Annotated in this window: 11 protein-coding genes and 3 pseudogenes; 3 read left to right on the forward strand and 11 right to left on the reverse strand. The window is 60.9% G+C overall.

From position 1 onward, the window contains the following. The first annotated feature begins 133 nt into the window (after positions 1-133). A complete protein-coding gene (locus tag TQ38_RS28530) occupies positions 134-2,302 on the forward strand; it encodes a cytochrome P450 (protein ID WP_043981028.1) in 2,169 nt (722 codons plus the stop codon). Between the two features lie 14 nt (positions 2,303-2,316). Here TQ38_RS28530 and TQ38_RS28535 read toward each other — a convergent pair whose 3' ends face one another. Then, on the reverse strand, positions 2,317-5,625 hold the full coding sequence (locus tag TQ38_RS28535; protein ID WP_162792464.1) for a glycosyl hydrolase: 3,309 nt from the start codon (positions 5,623-5,625) through the stop codon (positions 2,317-2,319). A 213-nt stretch (positions 5,626-5,838) separates the two neighbouring features. Between TQ38_RS28535 and TQ38_RS28540 the strand changes: the two genes are divergently transcribed. After that, complete coding sequence (locus TQ38_RS28540; RefSeq protein WP_082058034.1) at positions 5,839-7,401, forward strand: ISL3 family transposase; 1,563 nt, start codon at positions 5,839-5,841, stop codon at positions 7,399-7,401. A 62-nt stretch (positions 7,402-7,463) separates the two neighbouring features. Here TQ38_RS28540 and TQ38_RS28545 read toward each other — a convergent pair whose 3' ends face one another. The 9 genes and pseudogenes from TQ38_RS28545 to TQ38_RS28580 form a co-directional block, all read right to left on the reverse strand. After that, positions 7,464-7,658 (reverse strand): SDR family NAD(P)-dependent oxidoreductase, encoded by a 195-nt coding sequence (locus TQ38_RS28545; protein WP_082058033.1) that lies wholly within the window; start codon positions 7,656-7,658, stop codon positions 7,464-7,466. Positions 7,659-7,767: 109 nt separating this feature from the next. Then, positions 7,768-8,706 (reverse strand): zinc-binding alcohol dehydrogenase family protein, encoded by a 939-nt coding sequence (locus tag TQ38_RS28550; RefSeq protein ID WP_043981023.1) that lies wholly within the window; start codon positions 8,704-8,706, stop codon positions 7,768-7,770. Positions 8,707-8,719: 13 nt separating this feature from the next. Further along, positions 8,720-9,613: an NAD(P)-dependent oxidoreductase gene (locus TQ38_RS28555; RefSeq protein WP_043981021.1), complete on the reverse strand. Its 894-nt coding sequence runs from the start codon at positions 9,611-9,613 to the stop codon at positions 8,720-8,722. Next, a complete protein-coding gene (locus TQ38_RS28560; RefSeq protein WP_043981019.1) occupies positions 9,610-10,398 on the reverse strand; it encodes a hydroxypyruvate isomerase family protein in 789 nt (262 codons plus the stop codon). The genes TQ38_RS28555 and TQ38_RS28560 overlap by 4 nt, the downstream gene beginning before the upstream one ends. A gap of 81 nt (positions 10,399-10,479) precedes the next feature. Further along, positions 10,480-10,875: pseudogene (locus tag TQ38_RS30745) on the reverse strand (fumarylacetoacetate hydrolase family protein); the annotation flags it as partial. After that, positions 10,876-11,450 (reverse strand): annotated as a pseudogene (locus tag TQ38_RS30750) (IS3 family transposase); the annotation flags it as partial. It abuts the pseudogene before it with no gap. 234 nt (positions 11,451-11,684) lie between these two features. Then, a complete protein-coding gene (locus TQ38_RS28570) occupies positions 11,685-13,550 on the reverse strand; it encodes an adenylyl cyclase (protein ID WP_162792465.1) in 1,866 nt (621 codons plus the stop codon). Positions 13,551-13,600: 50 nt separating this feature from the next. Beyond that, the gene (locus TQ38_RS28575; protein ID WP_052506058.1) at positions 13,601-13,942 is read right to left on the reverse strand and encodes a nuclear transport factor 2 family protein; all 342 of its coding nucleotides are present in this window, start codon (positions 13,940-13,942) and stop codon (positions 13,601-13,603) included. A 445-nt stretch (positions 13,943-14,387) separates the two neighbouring features. After that, complete coding sequence (locus tag TQ38_RS28580; RefSeq protein WP_240198211.1) at positions 14,388-16,061, reverse strand: DUF5597 domain-containing protein; 1,674 nt, start codon at positions 16,059-16,061, stop codon at positions 14,388-14,390. A gap of 170 nt (positions 16,062-16,231) precedes the next feature. Between TQ38_RS28580 and TQ38_RS31205 the strand changes: the two are divergent. Beyond that, positions 16,232-16,483: pseudogene (locus TQ38_RS31205) on the forward strand (ATPase); the annotation flags it as partial. On the opposite strand, the gene TQ38_RS28590 reads toward TQ38_RS31205, so the two are convergent. Next, positions 16,437-17,444: a fumarylacetoacetate hydrolase family protein gene (locus TQ38_RS28590; RefSeq protein WP_043981014.1), complete on the reverse strand. Its 1,008-nt coding sequence runs from the start codon at positions 17,442-17,444 to the stop codon at positions 16,437-16,439. The pseudogene TQ38_RS31205 and the gene TQ38_RS28590 sit on opposite strands and share 47 nt — an antisense overlap. Positions 17,445-17,448 lie beyond the last annotated feature (4 nt).

The raw sequence follows: 17,448 nt of genomic DNA on the forward strand, positions 1-17,448 counted from the left end.
CTACGCCGCCACGGTCCACAAACTTGTCGCAAGTTCAAGTCTGGTATGCATGAAAATCCTCCCTAGAATGTGAGCGGCGGTTCCAATCAGAAATAGCCCTGTTCGAGCCGCTTATTCCACGGAGAGAATTTTGATGAGTGGCTGCCCTTTCAGCGATCCCAAGAAGGTTTGGGACGACTTTCGTGATATTCGCGAGGCGCCCGGCCTCTTTTGGAACGAGCAAATGAAGCGCTGGGTGGTCTCACGCTACGACGAGATCACCAAGGCGTTGCATGATCCCGCAACCTTTTCGTCGGAGCCTGTAATCCCGACCGCTCCGCCGCATGTGCGAGCGCTTTTTGCTGGCAAGGTTCCCGAGCGTGGGACCTTGATCGGGCATGACAACCCGACGCACGACCGGCTACGCTCGGCAGTAAACACCTTCTTTATGCCCCGCCGGATAGCCCGCTACGAATCGTGGATCGAGGCCCAGGCTCATACCTTGATCGACGGGTTTTACGAAGAAGGACAGATCGATTTTCGCGAACGGTTCTCCTCACCGCTGCCGCTAAAGGTGATCAGCCACATCGTCGGACTGGATGTCGATCGCTCGGAAGAGTACCATCAGGCACTGCTGTTCTTCAGCTCACCGTCACCCGAACGCTTGCAGCCCCTCATCGATTTTCATGCTTACGTTGAAAGCGTCATCCAGGATCGTCGTGACGATCGTCGGGACGACCTGATCAGCCATGTGTGGAACATGCGAGATGCAGGCGAATCGGTCATGACCGACTTCGAGATGCTTTCCCTGTTCCCTGGATTGATGCTCGCCGGGCACGAGACCTCCGCCAATCTTATCGTTATGGCCCTTACTCACATGCTGGATCGTCCCGGGATGTACGAATGGGCGCAGCAAAGTGATGAGCATCGTGTGCAGGCGCTGGAGGAAGCTTTCCGCTTCGAGGGACCGATTACAGGCATGCCGCGTGTCGTTACCCAACCAGTTACTCTAGGGGGCAAGGATCTGATGCCCGGGGAGGAAGTTTTCCTCGCCTATGGTTCGGGCAATCGAGACGCGAGCCACTTCGACGAAGGCGACACGTTTGACGTCGCTCGCCGGAGTCGCACGCAGCACATCGCTTTCGGTCAGGGTATCCATGCTTGCCTCGGAGCCCCCCTCGCTCGCCTCCTGCTAAAGGTTGAGCTTCGCGTTCTTGCGGATCGCCTGCCCGGCCTACGCTTCGCCGTGCCCTATGAAGAACGCGATTACTTCCCGGTTCGCGAGGTCCGAGCGCTCGTTCACACGTCGTTTGCATGGGACGTGCTCGACAGCCATCGGGCCAAGCGCGGGAAGCATGCAGCGCCCGCTGGGGTAGGGGCGGATGACGGTTGGATAAAGGCGGCTATAACTGGGCTTCGATTGGAAGCCGAAGGGGTGCTGGAAGTCCGCATAGGCGCGCTAGATGGCGATCTGCCTGCATGGGAAGCCGGTGCCCACGCAGAGATCGAGTTACCAAACGGGGTAATCCGTCAGTACTCGCTTTGCGGCACGGTGCACGACGGCTCCGAATGGGCCATTGCCGTGTCCCGGTGCGCCGACGGACGCGGTGGCTCTGTCTATATCCACGATAGGCTTAGAACCGGCAACGTCGTGCGACTTCGCCCTCCGCGTAACCACTTTGCACTGAGGGAAACCAGTGGGCCGGTGCTTCTTATAGCTGGAGGTATCGGTATTACGCCGCTCGTGACGATGGCAGAGGATCTGTCGGCGGCGGGAACTGATTGGCGTCTGCTATATCTTGGCCGCTCTATCGAAAGCATGGCGTATCGCGACCGCCTGCTGGCGCTTGATCCCCGGCGGGTCACAATCTGGGCTACTACCGAGCAAGGACGGTTTGATCTTGGGACTAGTCTTGCGGGCACACCGGACGGCACAGTCGTGTACTGTTGCGGGCCTGAGCATCTGATGCGTGCGGTCGAAGGTCTTTGCGAGGGGCGTGGATTAGTCGCCTATCTTGAGCGTTTCGCTCCGGCGGAAGTGGACACATCGAATGACCGCCCATTTGACGTTGTCATCCAATCGACTGGGGAGACGGTCCATGTCGAAGCCAACGAGACTGTACTTGCAGCGCTCGCCCAGGCGGGCGTGCAGGTCCTTTCCACGTGCCAGGAAGGCACCTGCGGGTCGTGCGAAGTTGGCGTTGTTGAAGGCGATATCTTGCACCGAGACACCGTGCTCACGCGCGAGGAGCGGGCCGCGAGCGAAACCATGATGGTGTGCGTCTCTCGTTGCGCCGGCGACCGCTTGGTCCTCCGCCTCTGAGCACAAGCCCCCGGTCACGCCGGGCAGCGACGCTCTAGTGTCACTGGCCCGGCCAAACCAGATGGCCGGGCCGGGGTATCGCCAGCATAAAGTTGCCCTGCCGGCGTGGATGGCGCGTCGCGGCCAGCGGCAATCAGGCGGTTCACCCAAGTCGTTGCAATGTCGATCTCCAACTCGTTGGTGCCCTCGTGCAGCGCATCAGTTACCTCTATTCGGTATGGTGGAGTCCAGACGGTGCCGGCGGCGTGGCTACCCACTCGAACTTGAGCCACGTCCGCAATCTCCCCGAGATTGAGCCAGTAGCGGGCTCCGGAGCAATCTTCGCTCTTAAGATGGGGGCGGGTGATCGCACCGATATAGCGAGCCGTGCCCGAAAAATCGCGATAACGCGGCGAGTCACTCAGCCACTGCAGCCCGGGAAGTGACGCGGTACGATCAGGCAAGCCCCGGCTCTCCAAGCGGACCGTCCATTGACTGCCGGCCTGAGCCACTGTCTCGAATGTAGTGTACTTGGGCAATGTATCCGGCTGCGGGAACATCATTAGAAAACGGCTCTCATTTGAACCCAGTGCGACTTCGACGCGGGTCTGCGAGCCATCTTCTTGTGCCGACGCGTCCTCGCGAGAGCCTGTAACAGCATCCCACCACTGCGCTGTTCCTTGCGCCGATAATGTCACCTCGCCAACAAAGGGCCGGGCTGCCCGATTGACAAGGAAGTAGAGATTGGCAGCACCAATAACCCGGTGCTGAACTGCAACATCGAACGCTCCCGAACCTCGTAGGCGCCAAGCGGGCTGCAGTCCTATCGTTTCAGCAGCGCTAGCGATACTTTCGGTCCCGATAACATTCTTTCGAGACCAGATTGTGTCCGCAAGCGTATCGAACCTCGCGGCGTCGTCTGTCGATTTCGAAGATTGCACAGGCCTTGGCCCGGCTATCGTTACACCTTGCTCAGCCAACGCAGCAAGCTTCTCCAGCATCGCCAAGCTCATTCTACGGCTGCTTCCGCCCAAATAAAGCATCGCGTACGAATTGCCGGACGTGTTATGCAGACGTCCGTCAACGACCGACAGCGCATTCAGCAATGTTGCATCGATGAAGTCGTAGTCCAAGCCCGCGGGGGCAGCGGGCAACCCTTCCCCATATAGACCAGTCACAGGTGCCTCTTCGCCGATGAAAAAGGCAATCGGCGTATCCGCCCGGCCCTGACGCAGAAGGAACTGGGTACGCGTAAGATAACGCGTCCACCCCTGAGCCATAGCTGCCCATCCCTCATTGCGGTTGAAATTATGGCCAAGCATCGGCAGCATGGTTATTCCCGGGAATGCAGCGGCGCCCGCAGCCTGATGAACCGAACTGTGGAGCATGAGGCGGTTTCCACCCAACACGAAAGCAAGATCAGCCGCGGGGCGCATGTCGTGAGGAGCGATCGCCCATGGCTGGCCGAAGGTGGTCAGCGCCTCTACTGCCGTCACCGGCTTTCCAAGCACATGCGCGACTGATGACGCACCCTTGATATCCGCTTCATAGGTGGGCTTGGGCCTGCTACCTCCCTTGAACCACCACATCGCCCCCGCGGGCACATCAGCGTGAGACCGCATGGCGAGGTCGTCACCAAGCTGCGGTCGATGATCTTCCAACGCTTCGGCAGTGTACGCCAGACCGTGCTCTTTTGCCACTCTGGCTATGGTGCCGTAATGCGCTTCACTGATCAGATCGGAAATGGTCGCGCGGAAATCCGAAAGAAACCCGTCGGTGCGATCACTGTTGTCAACAACGCGCCCCGTGAGCGCTGGCAGCCAGCGCGCGAGATCGTAGCCACGCCGTCTAGCGAATTGGCTGGGCATATCGTCCGTCCAGTTCTGCATACCCGCTTCTATGCTGTCGCTCAGAATAGCGTCGATCTTTTCGGCGCCTTGCAGAGCTTCCTCATACAAACCCAGATAGTGCTTCAGATAAGCCTCGACTCTGGATGCCGAAAGCTTGTCTACTTCGAGACCGGTCGCTTCTACCGGTGCCGGGCCATTTTGATGACCAGTGAGCGACATGCCAAACCGGAAGATGGTCCAGCGCCTGCGATCGGGCGGCGACCAGTCGAGCGTGCCGTCAGGATGCATTTTCCCAGTCAAATCGATCACTGTAGAGGGATCGATACCAACCACATTGGCGGAGTCCTCGAGGGCATTGTAATCAATCGCAGTCGCAAAGCCTGCCTTCTCTTCGGCCGACCGAACTAGAGGATTGCCCCAAAGGGTCAATTCGGTGACGTTGTATGTTCCGTCCGGTTTGGGAAAGGGCATCGGCTTGACACCCGGAGCATATGTCAATTGATCACTGAAGCCGGGTTTTGTGTCAGGAGACAAAGCCAGTCGGAAATAACGGGCGCGCTCGACCGGAAAGCTGTTGGTCCGAACGGGTGCGGTCGAAGCAGGAAGGGTGGTGACGAGGCGCCAAGCTTTACCGTCATCACTAGCTTCCAACGCTGCCCCGGGAGCCGGCGGCGCTCCAAAACCGTGGGGGCTGGGTAGGCCCAAGCGTACAGCGCGCACATCCTGCGCCGCACCCAGGTCGAATGTAAGATGCGCGAGCCCTGCCGCGCTACCCTTCAACAAAACCCCCGCGCCAAAATGACCGTCGCTGAGCTTCTCGATTGAGGTGCGGTGAAGTCCGGCTACCCCGATCGGCCTTCGCAGTTGATCGACCGCAGGAAATGCGATGACTGCTACATCGGCGTAGAAGCTTTCTCCACTCTTTGTCCCCGTACCTACCACGTCCTGATATGGCCCATATTGGCCCGGCGGCTTACGAAGGCGGATCAGCCTGCTTCCCGGTTCTGCCTCAATCTCACTCCAAACCAGCTTCTTCATAGCGTCAGCAGGCCGGACCCAAGGACCACCGGTAGCGCTCCATCCCGGGGATGTGGTAATGCCAAATTTCATGCCATTTCGGTGAGCGCGACTGACGCTCCGGCGCAAGACCTCTTTCCACCCGGGCGACATATATGATTGCAGGACATCTACTTGTTTGGGGGCGCCGAGTCCCCCTTCAAATTGGAAAACACCGCCGATGCCAGCTTGGGCAAGCCAGTCCAGATCGCTCTCTGCTTCTGTCGCAACAACATTGCCATTCATCCAGTGCCACCATGCCCACGGCTTCGCCGAACTGGGCGGCTGCCGAAAGCTCGCGAAAAGAGCTCCCTGCTCCGACGCGGCTTCAGTCATTCGTGGTGAAGGCGGGGTCGTCGTAGCGCAGCCATTCAGAAGGGCTCCTATTGCGATGGAAGCCAACAGCGCGCCATTGCGCGAGTTCACTTTGATACTCACCTCTAAAATCTCCCGTACCCACGAGCCGCTCAGTGCGCTAAACACGATTTATTATTCTAATTCGTTGCGAGCATCAACCGGTCACGCAGGCACGCTAGAAACAACCTGTCAACCGGCGCGCAAAACTGGGTCTGACTCAAATTCCGTGCAGATTTGACAAATCCGAAGGGTAGCCGCGAACTCCAGCTCACGGAAAGCGAGGAGTACGGGTCAATGGCCGTGAAAGCATGGGACAGCAGCCTGACGCTCCCCGGTTTGATTGTGGAGAGCAGGGCTGTCGTGGACGGAACTGTCGAGGTTTCGGGGCGCTTAGCATCTGCTGGAGCGATGTGCCCGGACTGTGCCACTCCATCGACATCCCTCCACAGCCGATACGACCGCACGCTCTCGGATTTGCCGGTCAGCGGCAGCACGGTTCGGCTTCGGCTGTCAGTCCGTCGGTTTCGATGCACGCACACGTCTTGCCAACGACGCACGTTCAGCGAACCTTTGGCGCCGCCGGTTGGCCGTCGATATGGCCGCAGGGTGGGCCGCTGCGACGCCTTGGTACGGGCAGTCGCGGTGGCGCTAGGCGGTCGGCCCGGGGCGCGGATGATGGCGCGACTAGCGGCGCCGTGGTCGCGCGACACGATGCTGCGTGTCCTACGGCGTGGTGATCCTGCCGCCGAACTGCCGCCGCCCGCGCGGGTGGTCGGCATCGATGACTTCGCCTGGCGCCGCGGCCACAGCTACGGCAGCATCGTCGTGGATCTCGAGCGCCGTCAGGTCATCGACCTGCTGCCCGATCGCCAGCGCGATACTGTAATCGCGTGGCTGCGCCAGAACCCGCAGGTCGAGATCATCTGCCGTGACCGAGGTCCGGGGTATGGTGCCGCAGCCAGCGAAGCGGCGCCGCAGGCGCGGCAGGTGGCCGACCGCTGGCACCTGTTCGAGAATGCCTCGGCGGCGTTTCTCGCCGCAGTGCGCTCGGAGATGCCCTGCCTACGTCGGGCATTGGCGCCCACTGGCCCGGTTGATCCCGCAACCTTGACCCGCGCCGAGCGCATCCAGTGGGATGGTGCGCAATTGCGTGAGGCGCTCAATCGTCAGATCATCGATCTGGCCGCGCAAGGCATCCCGATCAAGGCCATGTCGCGCGCGACCGGCGTTTCGCGCCAGACGATCCGGAAGGTTCTGCGCGGCCAGCGGCACGATACGTTCCGCAGCCGCGAGAGTTCGCTCGACGCTTGGTCGCTGACACTCGAGGCAGAGTGGAACGCGGGGTGCCGGATCGGCGCGGAACTTTGGCGTCGGCTGAAGGCATCCGGTTTTGCCGGCTCCCTGCGGGTTGTCAGCGAATGGGCCACGCGCCGCCGTCGCGATGAGAAACTCGGCCACTCTGGTGGCGCTGGGCTGAGCGCGCGGACCATTGCGCGCAGCATGACCATCGAACGCGAGACCGGTTCTGCGCAAACCGCCTTGATCAACGCGGTGATCGAAAAGGCCGTACCCGCGCTGATCACCGCACGTGAGGCCCTCGATCGCTTCCATGCCATGATGCGCTCGAAGGACGAAGCGCGGCTCGATCCATGGATCGCCATGGCGGCAGACACTAAGCTCGCCGCCTTCGCCGCCGGCGTCGAGGCGGACAAGGACGCCATCGCCGCCGCAATCGCCACGCCATGGTCCAGTGGTCAGGTCGAGGGGAAAATAAACCGCCTCAAGGCGATCAAGCGCCAGATGTTCGGGCGCGCTAAAATCGACCTGCTCAAGGCAAGGGTCATGGCGCCAGCATGATACGAAGTGCACGGAATTTGAGTCAGACCCAATTTTAGACGCCGATCACCCCGCTAACGGGGTCAAATTTGCACGCCGCTCCACACGTTGAGCGCCGCTGACCGCGCTCCGAGTTGTTCTGCAGCTAGTTCGAGCTTGGGCCCACCACGCGATGCCATCGTCACGGTTGCGCCCGCTGTCCCGAAGGCTTCCGCCGTCGCCAATCCAATCCCGCTGCTTGCGCCCACGACGAGAACGCGTTGCCCGGCCATGCTCATATTCCGAATCCTTGAGATTGACCGACCCCGTCAAATTAAATGCCGTGCCCGTCTCGCGCTTTGTTCAATGCTGCAACCGGGCCGTGCCTATTTCAGCGCGTCCATTTGATCAGGGCAGCAAGACAAGTCGCTTTCCACTCTTCGCTTTGTGCTTGGCTAACGCGGTATCAAACTGTTCGAGCGAATAGGTTTCCAGCGCAACCGACGCCTGGCCGTTAGTCGCGAGTTCGCACACAGCACGATACGCTGCGCGCTGCTCATCAATCGGCGCGTGATAATAAGCGAAGCCGAGCACATCGAGCGACTGCTTGCGGCCCGTTTGCGCGTGGAGCAGAATACCCGATGCAAGACCGTTCCCAATCTGGACCATGCGGCCACCGACCGCCATGACCTGTAGCGCGGCCTCGGCCGGTGCGCCGTTCAGATAGTCGAGGACGATATCTACATCGCCACCTGCTGCCTGCCGGAAAGCCGCGATCAGGTCGGCATCGTCCAGCACGACGGTTTCGTGCGCGCCCAGCGTGCGCGCGAGATCGAGCGATGTCCGGTTGCGGCCGGCAGCAATGATCCGTCCAGCGCCAAGCGCGGCAGCCGATGCTACTGCGATGAGTCCGCTGGTGCCCGTCGCGCCTAGGATGAGCACCGTCTCGCCGGGCTTCATCTTCGCGCGCCAGGCGAGCGGCAGCCATGCCGCAAGGCCCGCATTGCCCATCGCCGCCGCTGTTGCGTCGTCGATGCCATCGGGCACGGGGAGCGCGAAGTCGAGATTGGCGAGCGTGCGATCGGCCATCGAGCCGAAGGGAACCGGGATGGCATTCACGTTGAGATAGAGCCGCTGCCCGTCCTGCGTCCTGACGACGGCCTCGCGACCAACAACCGCGGGCAGCCTGTCGGTACTGAAATAATGCCGCCCTTCGGCAATCATGATATCGAGATTGGTCAGCGCTGCGGCACGCACCGAGACGACCTCATATCCCTCGGCCGGCTGCGGTTCTTCGAAGTCGCCATATTGCGGGCTGCGCTTCTCGTCGACGAATACGGCCTTCATGATGTTCTCCGCTCTAGATCGTGTCTATGTCCGAGGCCCGACCGGGGGTCTCGATGAATGCGAGCAGTGCAGTGGTATCGGCACTGCCGATTCCGGCCTGGGCTGCCGCGCGATAAACCGCAGCGGCTCTCCCAGCCAGCGCAGGGTGCTCGCTCGCCGTCTCGAGAACGAGGGCGAGATCCTTTCCGAAAGTGCCAACAGCGACGATCGGCGGCTCAAACGTGTCCGTCGCCATGCGCCTTCCGATGATCTGCAGCGGCAGCGAATCCGCCCAGCCTTCCGCTAGCGCCTCGGGTAGCGCCGCTATATCAAGACCGTTGGCGCGCGCGAGAGCAAGCGCCTCCGCAATCGCTATGACGTTCACGGCGACGATGAGCTGGTTGCACAGCTTCGCCGCCTGGCCGGCACCCAGAGGGCCCAGATGGCACAGGCGCTTGCTGAGATGCGCCAGTACCGGCGTGACGGTAGCGATGTCATCCTTCGCGCCGCCCGCCAGGATAACAAGCTCCCCGCTCTCTGCGCCCTTGACCCCGCCAGTGACCGGTGCATCGACCCAGCGCGCGTCAGGCACGATCGTCGAGACCCGTTCGGCAAGCGCCCGTGTGGGCACGGGTCCGATGGTCGAGAAATCGACGATGATCGCATGTTGAGCGAGCGCTGCTGCGACCGCGGCCGGACCGAATAGAAGTGCTTCGACCGCCTTTCCATCAGTGAGGCAAAGGCAGACGATATCAGCGTCCGTCACCGCTTGCGCCGGCGAGGACGCCAGCTTGGCTCCGGCATCGACCAGGCGCGCCGCTTTCTCCGCCGAGCGGTTCCAGATCTGGACGTCATAGCCTGCCGCGAGCAGCCTGAGTACCATCGGCGCACCCATGAGCCCGGTGCCGAGAAATGCGATTCTGCTCATAGCTGTGCCTCCAGGTCGCCGATCCAACGCAGCCCCTCGACCGTACTTGTCGCCGGTCGATACTCACATCCAACGCGGCCGGCATAACCCATGCGTTCAAGCATCCAAAAGATCGGCTGCAGCGGCATGTCCGGTGACGCCGGTTCATGGCGATCGGGCACCCCGGCGATCTGGATATGCGAGGTAATGGGCAGATAGGCCGCCAGATAGGTGAGCACGGTGTCGTGCATCTTGCTGCAGTGATAAAGATCGAACTGCAAACCGATGCTGCCCTGCGATGCTTCGACGATATCGGCGGCGAGCGCAAAATCGTCGAGGAAGTATCCCGGCATGTCGAACATGTTGATCGGCTCGATGAGAAGCTGGATGTTACGGGCACGCGCCAGCTCGGCGGCCCAGGCGAGATTGTCGCGATAGGTCATGTGCGCGACAGGATCACGCGAGCGGGCAAGGCCCGCCATGACGTGCAAGGTCGTCGCGTTGATCGCGCTGCCATAGTCCAGCGCGCGGTGTATCGATTCCCTGAACTCTTCTTGGCGATCACTAAGCGCCGCCAGTCCGCGCTCTCCCTTCTCCCAGTCGCCGGGTGGGGCATTAAAGATAGAGAGCGCGAGACCGTTAGTTTCGAGCCGTTGCGCGATCACCTCGGGCGCATATTCGTAGGAAAACAGAAATTCCACGCATGTGAATCCGGCATCCGCCGCCGCCGCAAAACGATCGAGAAACGGCAATTCGGTGAACAGGAAGCTCAGATTTGCAGACAGGCGCTGCGTCAGAATGGACATTGAGGGCTTTCCCGGCACGGATACTGATTAAGTGCAGCGCGACAGGCTTCCCGCGAACGGGAAAGCCTGTCGCTGAGCTTGTTACCGGGTCTGCGATACGACACGGCTCTCGATCGAACCGATCAGATCGACCTCGCTGCGTACCACATCGCCAACGTTGAGAAACGCCTGCGGACGCATGCCGAGGCCGACGCCCTCCGGGGTACCGGTCGCTATGATATCGCCAGGCTCGAGCGTGCAGGCGATCGAGACATAGGCAATCTGCTCATAGATATTCGCGATCATCTCCGAGGTGTTCGACGACTGGCGCAAGTCGCCGTTGACCCAGCAGCGCAGGCCGAGGGCATGCGGGTCGGGAATCTCGTCGGCCGTCACGATCCAAGGACCGATCGGACCGTGCGTGTCGAACGACTTGCCCATGGTGAAGGTGGGCGTGTGCATCTGCCAATCACGCACCGAGACGTCGTTGGCCACCATCTTTGGCTGACGCTGCGGAACCTTCAGCCCCTCACGCCGCCAGGTACGTTCGACCCGCTTATGGTTCACCGTCCACCCTGCATGGCACAGCAACGCCGTCACCCGGCGGTAGCCGTATCGACCATATTGCTTTGCCAGTGCGATCATGTCCTCCGTCAGCGCCTGCTCGTCATCCGCCCCGCGCGGCACCTTGCGCTGCGTCGATCGATGCTGACCCGGCACCCGGCATATCCGTCGGTCGGATACCGGAAACTCTCGTCGCACATGATCAATTCAGCGTCGCCGCCGCGCGGGGCTTAGAAGTTTCCCTTTGCCGCCTCCTGCAGGATCAGCTTGTCCAGGGTCAGATCGGAAATCGCACGGCGAAGCCGCTGGTTCTCCTTCTCCAGATCCTTCATCCGCCGCGCCTGATCGGTCTTCAGCCCGCCATATTCCTTGCGCCACCGATGATAGGTCTGCTCGCTGACCGCGATCCGCCGGCATGCCTCGGCAGTCGAGGCTCCCTGCGCTAGCACAATCTCAACTTCACGCAGCTTGCCGATGATCTCTTCCGGCTTGTGCTTCTTGCTCGGCATTCAATGCCCCTTTCATGGTCCAGACTATCATAGTCTCTGGGCCACTCAGCGGGGGGCAGATCAGCAGCTTGAGAATCCCAAGCGTGAGTCAATACCAGCGCTCATTAGTATGAGCCGCGGCGGATGGCCCGACGGAACAGGCGAGGAGCATCGCAATACCGGCTGCAGAGCCCTCGAAGATACCGGTCACGGGAGGTCCTATCGTCTGAGGAGAAACATGCGGGCAGTGCGTCGTCAGTTGCCGTCCGGCCACGCCACGACCTGCCGTGTCGCCGCGATGCCCGGCACGAAGCTTGGAACGATGTCCTTACCGACGGCGCGCCCATCGGAATTGAAGGTATTCAGATACTGGCCGTGACCGAACAGCCATACTCCTGTGACGCTGCGGAATGAAATGCCGGGCCGCTCGGGAGCCTTGATCTCACTCATCTGGATGATCGGTTCGGTCGACTTGCTCGCGGCGCCGTACAGAGCGAAGCCGATGCCCTCGTGCGTTCGAACGGTCGGCGCGAGCTCGTAATATGCATAGCCCTTTTCGGTGCCGTTCATGCGGTCCGATTGGGTCAGCGCGTCATGGGGAGGCTCTGATTGGAAAAAGATCGTCCGGCCGCCGTCGCCGTTCCAGAGCACCTGTTGCTTGCGGTAATGCTCGACATACGCGCCGAGAACGGTGACGTTGTCTCCATTGACCACCAGCCCGACGTCGCCTGCATTCGTTTCCCAGCCTTTCGCGCCTGGTGAAAGGTCCCCGCGCCAGATCCATGTATGATTGATGAGCGCGTGGTTCTGGTTGATTTCGACACTGGTGGTCGCCTTGCCCGAAATGTCCGTTCCGACGCGAACATAGACGTCGACCAAGGACGTCGGATTGGCCGCCGACCCATGGTTGGCCCCCTTTGGCCCAACCTCGATGAGCACATCGGAGTTCAGCAGCCCCGCATCCACGACGAGCGAAGACACCACGACTCCGGGTACGTCGCCGATCCGTAGCGCGGACGTGCCGCGAACCGGTTGCAGCGTCGCATATCCCATGCCGAGAACAACGGTGCCGGGACGGGTGACGTCGATGGGTGCATCCAGCTCGTACACGCCCGGTGTCAGCAGCAGGTTCTTGCCACCGGCCAGGGCGGCGTTGATCGTCGCAGCGTTATCGGTCGGCTTGGCGATGAAATATGCGTTGATCGGCTGAACGTCGCCATTCGGCTTTCCCAATCCCCAAGCGATGCCGCGCGCGTTCATTCGCGCCTTCGGGACGAACACGCTGTAGCGGCCACGATCGACGAAGAGGAACGGGGCGTCCCGGGATACCGGCGTCGTGCCCAGCGTGGTCTTGTCACCCGGCCCGTCTTTGCCGGCGCGGGGGCCGAAGTCGGTCGGCGGCGCACCTTGCACGCCGGAGAACACGAAATTGACCGACTGCCCGATCCAGCCGCCCTTAAAGACGCTGTTCTGCGCATAATAATGCGCCTGCCCGCCCGCGCCCGGAACGTCCTTTGCCCGTCCGTTGCCGGAATTGACGACCCCCGATACTCGCGTGTTTCCGATCGCGGCGCCGAAGGCGACATGGCCCACGCCAAGATCGAGGTCGCCCGAGATATCGATCCGGCGCAGCGGCGAGGCCTCCGAGACGATCCAGCGCAGCGCGCCCGGTGACTCCGGATCGATCGGATTGATCCGCATGTTCTGCAGGCTCCGCCAGAACGTGCCGAGGTTGCCGATGATGCGCAGGTTGCCGTTGACGACGACATCGCCGGGCTCAGCGCCGAGCCCCTGAATCGACGTCATCGGCCCGACGACCGAGTTGATGTAGCCCGCCGCGGCCTTTTGCGCATTTTGGGCCGCAGGCTTTCCATAGGTTCCCGGCAGCAGATAGATCGCGGTGCGCGCTTTTGCCCAGGGATCCGAATCCTTTTCGACACGCTGCAAGGTTTCGTTGATGCGATCGACCGGCATGGATGGATCGAGCAGGATCACGTTCGGGCCGAAATCGGGGGACGTCACCCTGACGGGGGTTTCACCCGCGCAAACCGCCGTTGGAGCCACGATCAGGGACGACAAAGGCAATGCCGCGATACGCAAGGCACAGAGAACGTGACGCATTCAGCATCTCCGGTTGATGATAGTTCGGATGGGTTTTGTCCGCGAGCCACTCATGGCACCGCGCTCTTCGTATCCTGCCGCACCTGCAGAATCGCCCAATGCTCCACGATCCGGCCGTTCTTCCAACGAAAGAATTCGGCGACGTCGGCACCAGGCTTTTTAGGATCGAAAGCGCCGTAATAGTGCACAACGGCCAGGTCCCCATCCACGAGGAGGTTTTTGACGTCGAAAACGCTGCCAGGCATGTGAACGAAGCGCTCGACCATCGCTGCCGCAGTAGCCCGTTCCGTAGACCTGCCGGTCGTCGGATCGAGCAGGCTTTTGGCCGCGTAGCGGTCATATGCAACGACGGGGTTTCGATCCGTGTAGACACGTGTGACGAAGTCCCTCATCGCGACGCGTACGCTGCCATCGCGTTGTGCCACAGCCGCCGGCGCAGAGCCAGCCGCGGGCGCACCGCCCAAAGCGCACCCCAGCATCGCCAGAGGCGCCGCGAAACGTAGAAAAGACGATAACTGCACGTTGGATTCCCCCACGATGACGGCCGATAGGTCTCGATCAGAACTTCTTCCTCAGGCCGAACTGAGCGGAGCGACCGAAGGCCGAGCCATTGGTAAAGCGAAAATCTGCAAATCACGATCCGATTTACTGCAATAGTCTGCGTTATTATACCTTTTTTTGATCTTTTAACCGCAAAGATGAGAGGTTTTTAAGGACGTCGCCCTCACGGATCGCCGTAAAGAATGAGCTAATCGATACTGCATCTATTGGCGCCGCCGGATGAAAGAGCGGGACCGCCTCACATGCGGCCGATGGAACAAACGAAAAATACGAGCTTCACGAAGCCTGACGCGGACGGAGCAACTTGATGCGAACGCTGCCGAAACTGTCGGAAGGCAAGAGACTCAGTCGCTCGTCACCATTGAGAACCCGCTCGGGTTGCCATGCGCCGTCTACAAATCGTCCTTCTTCTATGCGGGCAATTTCGACAGCCTGCGTTGGCGTGGCCGCTGCAGCGAAGCGGACTGTGAGATCCTTGCCGACCACGACGAACTCATCAGGTGCGATCTGAATGATCAGCCCTGTCGGTCTAAGGTCGCTCAACTCCGTTGCCTGTCTGCCGATATTCTGCGCTTTGCGCTCCGGGGGCGCGTCACGGATCGTCACGCCCATGTCGAGCAGCATCTTGCTGACGAAGGCACGTTGACCGCCGACGGTGAGAACGTAATCGCCCATCCTGCGGCTCAAAGTTTCGCCGTCCTTTAAGGCAAATCCTGCTATCAGGTCGCGCGACTGAGCCTCAGCCAACTGAGGGATCATCCCGCCGAGGAAACCGTACGCTTCAGCGGTTTGATTATCGGGTGCGCCTTCTTCAATGCCGAACGGACCGAACCCCATCGCCTTGTATTTGCCGAGTGCGAGGAATAGGTTTCCTACGTTCAATTTGGCTTCCGGCACAAACAACGGGTTGCCAGGGCTGGCATATGCGGCGGCCCAATATTCGAAATCGTCGGCATAGATATCCGGCGAAAGCCAGTCGAGAGATAGAGCGACCGCACGCCAGACATCGAACACGCGCGGCACCGGTCCACCCGAGGGGTAGCGTCCCGCCTGATCGGTCGGCTTCTGGGGGCCAAGCCATGCGTTCGCATACATGGGCAGGCTTAGCTGCGACTTTCCAGCAGCGGCGATGGTATTGACCAAACGGCCTACACCCCACGCCATGAAGATCTCATCGGCCTGCCAATCGTTACCGAACACCTGCGGCCAGTTGCCCGACCTTCGATAACCGTTGCGCGCCCACACGGCATCGAGCGTGGGCGCAAGCCGACCCTTATTGCGAATGAGATAGTTCATCAGGGCCTGGGACACGGGCCCGTTCCAAGCCCGTTCCGCCACAGGCGACCTATCCCGGCTGTCACCAAGGAGGCCGGCCTCGTTCTCGACTTGGACAGCGATCACTGTGTGTTGTTGATCGACCTGGGCCAAGTGATTTAGTAAACGATTGAACGCCTTTGCGTCCGCTGCAACAATATTCGGCCCGAAAATACTGATCGGCAGATCGCGTCCCCCGGCTGTTTCCGATGCTAGAGCTGCCCGCGGGAACCGGGCCCGATCCTCACGGACCCACTGCGGCGCATAGGTCGAACTGGCGTTCTTCAGAGTGCCGAACCAGAGCAGCACGATTCGCATCTTCCGGCTGCGGGCCTGACGAAGCTGTTCGTCCACCAAGCTGAAGTCGAACTTACCCTCCGCGGGCTCCACCAACTCCCAATATGCCGGCGTTATGACGGTATTGAGGTTCTGTGCTGCCAGATTGTCCCAGATCGGGGCCATATAGGAGGCACTGGATGCCGTGGAGTTGTGCACTTCCCCCGCCAAGGCGATCCAGGGCTTTCCGTCGACGATCAGGTGCTTGGTATTCCCTGCGACCTGCAGGTGAGGGACTGCCTGGGCGAACAGGCCGCTTGGTGCAGCCATGGAAGCCGCAGCAAACAGCGAGATAGTCACCAAGTAATTTACACTTCTCATGCGTATTTTCTCCCGTTCACACTTTTCGGGCGTTCCGAATGCCGACCTGAACGAACCGTCCAAACGTCGATCCATTCGTGAAGCGTTGCCCGGAAATCGAATAAGGCGGATCCTGATCGAGCACGTTGTTAGCGTTTAGTGTCAACGACGGTTTGTTTCTGATGGTGGCGTCGCAGCGGCCGAGCGAGCTTTCCAGAACCATCCTCTCGCAGTGCTCGAACTTCGTCGTGCACCGCATCCAGAGTCCCGACGACCTGTCGCAGATCAGGTAGATTTCCCCATCGATCTCTGAGGGGGTACTCCGACGACTCCCCATCCTCGCCAAGCAGCATGCGCTCGTCTTCGGGAGCGCGGTCAACCTGCCGACCACTTTCCGTGTTCGGCAGGTTGACCCGTTGCCGGGATACCGATCGCGACGGACTGTTCGATGATTCCGAAAGGAGCTGAGCCATTTAGGTCAAGACCTTCCATCCGAACGGTATCGCCGTGGCGCATGAAGGGCGTGCTTGGATGACCATCGCGGATGATTTCGATGGCGCGCACTTCGGATATGCAGCTTGAGCCGACTTCGGCGTAGTTCGGGTTGGACACGGTACCCGACCCGATGATTGTGCCTGCCACAAGGTCACGGGTGCGGGCGGCGTGGGCGACAAGATCATGGAAGCCGAAGTCCATCGCGCTTCCGTTCGCACGCCCGAACGCCTTGCCGTTACAATCGACGTGCAGGTCCATGCAGACGCGCCCGCTCCGCCAGGCATCTCCCAGTTCGTCCGGCGTCACGGCAAACGGGGCCATCGAGCAGGCGGGCTTGGCCTGTACCCAGCCAAAGCCGGTTTTCATCTCGACAGGGGCGATCGCGCGCAAAGACCAGTCGTTGATCTGTACTACCAGCTTGATGTGGCCCAACGCCTCCTCGGGTGAGACGCCCATCGGCACGGCATCGACGATCACGCCGAACTCGCCTTCGAAATCGATACCGTCCGCTTCGTCCGGGAACGGGATCGGATCATTCGGCCCGTAGAACCGGTCCGATATGCCCTGGTACATGAGCGGTCGATCGCTTTCGACCGGCGGCAGATTGAAGGCGATCTGCATTAGTTCGCCATGCGTGCTAAATGCCGAGCCATCGAGCCATTGCCACGAACGCGGCAGGGGCGCGCGCAGCAGTGCCGGATCCAGCGCCTCACCCTCGCCCGCGTCGATACGCGCGGCTATGCTGCGCAGGGCCGGTTCGATATCGGCCCAATGCTCAATCGCCTGAATCAGGCTAGGTGATGGCGCCAAAAGGCAGCGTGCGCCATCGCGCGATACCATCACCAGCTGCCCATCGGCAATTTCGTTGCGAAGCGTGGCAAGCCGCACCGGA

Source organism: Novosphingobium sp. P6W (assembly GCF_000876675.2).
In the GTDB taxonomy this organism is placed as follows: Bacteria; Pseudomonadota; Alphaproteobacteria; order Sphingomonadales; family Sphingomonadaceae; genus Novosphingobium.

What these genes read in the sequence shown, in the direction of transcription:
- TQ38_RS28530 (WP_043981028.1), top strand. Translation starts at nt 134, where the DNA reads ATGAGTGGCTGCCCTTTCAGCGATCCCAAGAAGGTTTGGGACGACTTT.
- TQ38_RS28540 (WP_082058034.1), top strand. Translation starts at nt 5,839, where the DNA reads ATGGCCGTGAAAGCATGGGACAGCAGCCTGACGCTCCCCGGTTTGATT.
- TQ38_RS28545 (WP_082058033.1), bottom strand. Translation starts at nt 7,658, where the DNA reads ATGAGCATGGCCGGGCAACGCGTTCTCGTCGTGGGCGCAAGCAGCGGG.
- TQ38_RS28550 (WP_043981023.1), bottom strand. Translation starts at nt 8,706, where the DNA reads ATGAAGGCCGTATTCGTCGACGAGAAGCGCAGCCCGCAATATGGCGAC.
- TQ38_RS28555 (WP_043981021.1), bottom strand. Translation starts at nt 9,613, where the DNA reads ATGAGCAGAATCGCATTTCTCGGCACCGGGCTCATGGGTGCGCCGATG.
- TQ38_RS28560 (WP_043981019.1), bottom strand. Translation starts at nt 10,398, where the DNA reads ATGTCCATTCTGACGCAGCGCCTGTCTGCAAATCTGAGCTTCCTGTTC.
- TQ38_RS28570 (WP_162792465.1), bottom strand. Translation starts at nt 13,550, where the DNA reads ATGCGTCACGTTCTCTGTGCCTTGCGTATCGCGGCATTGCCTTTGTCG.
- TQ38_RS28575 (WP_052506058.1), bottom strand. Translation starts at nt 13,942, where the DNA reads ATGAGGGACTTCGTCACACGTGTCTACACGGATCGAAACCCCGTCGTT.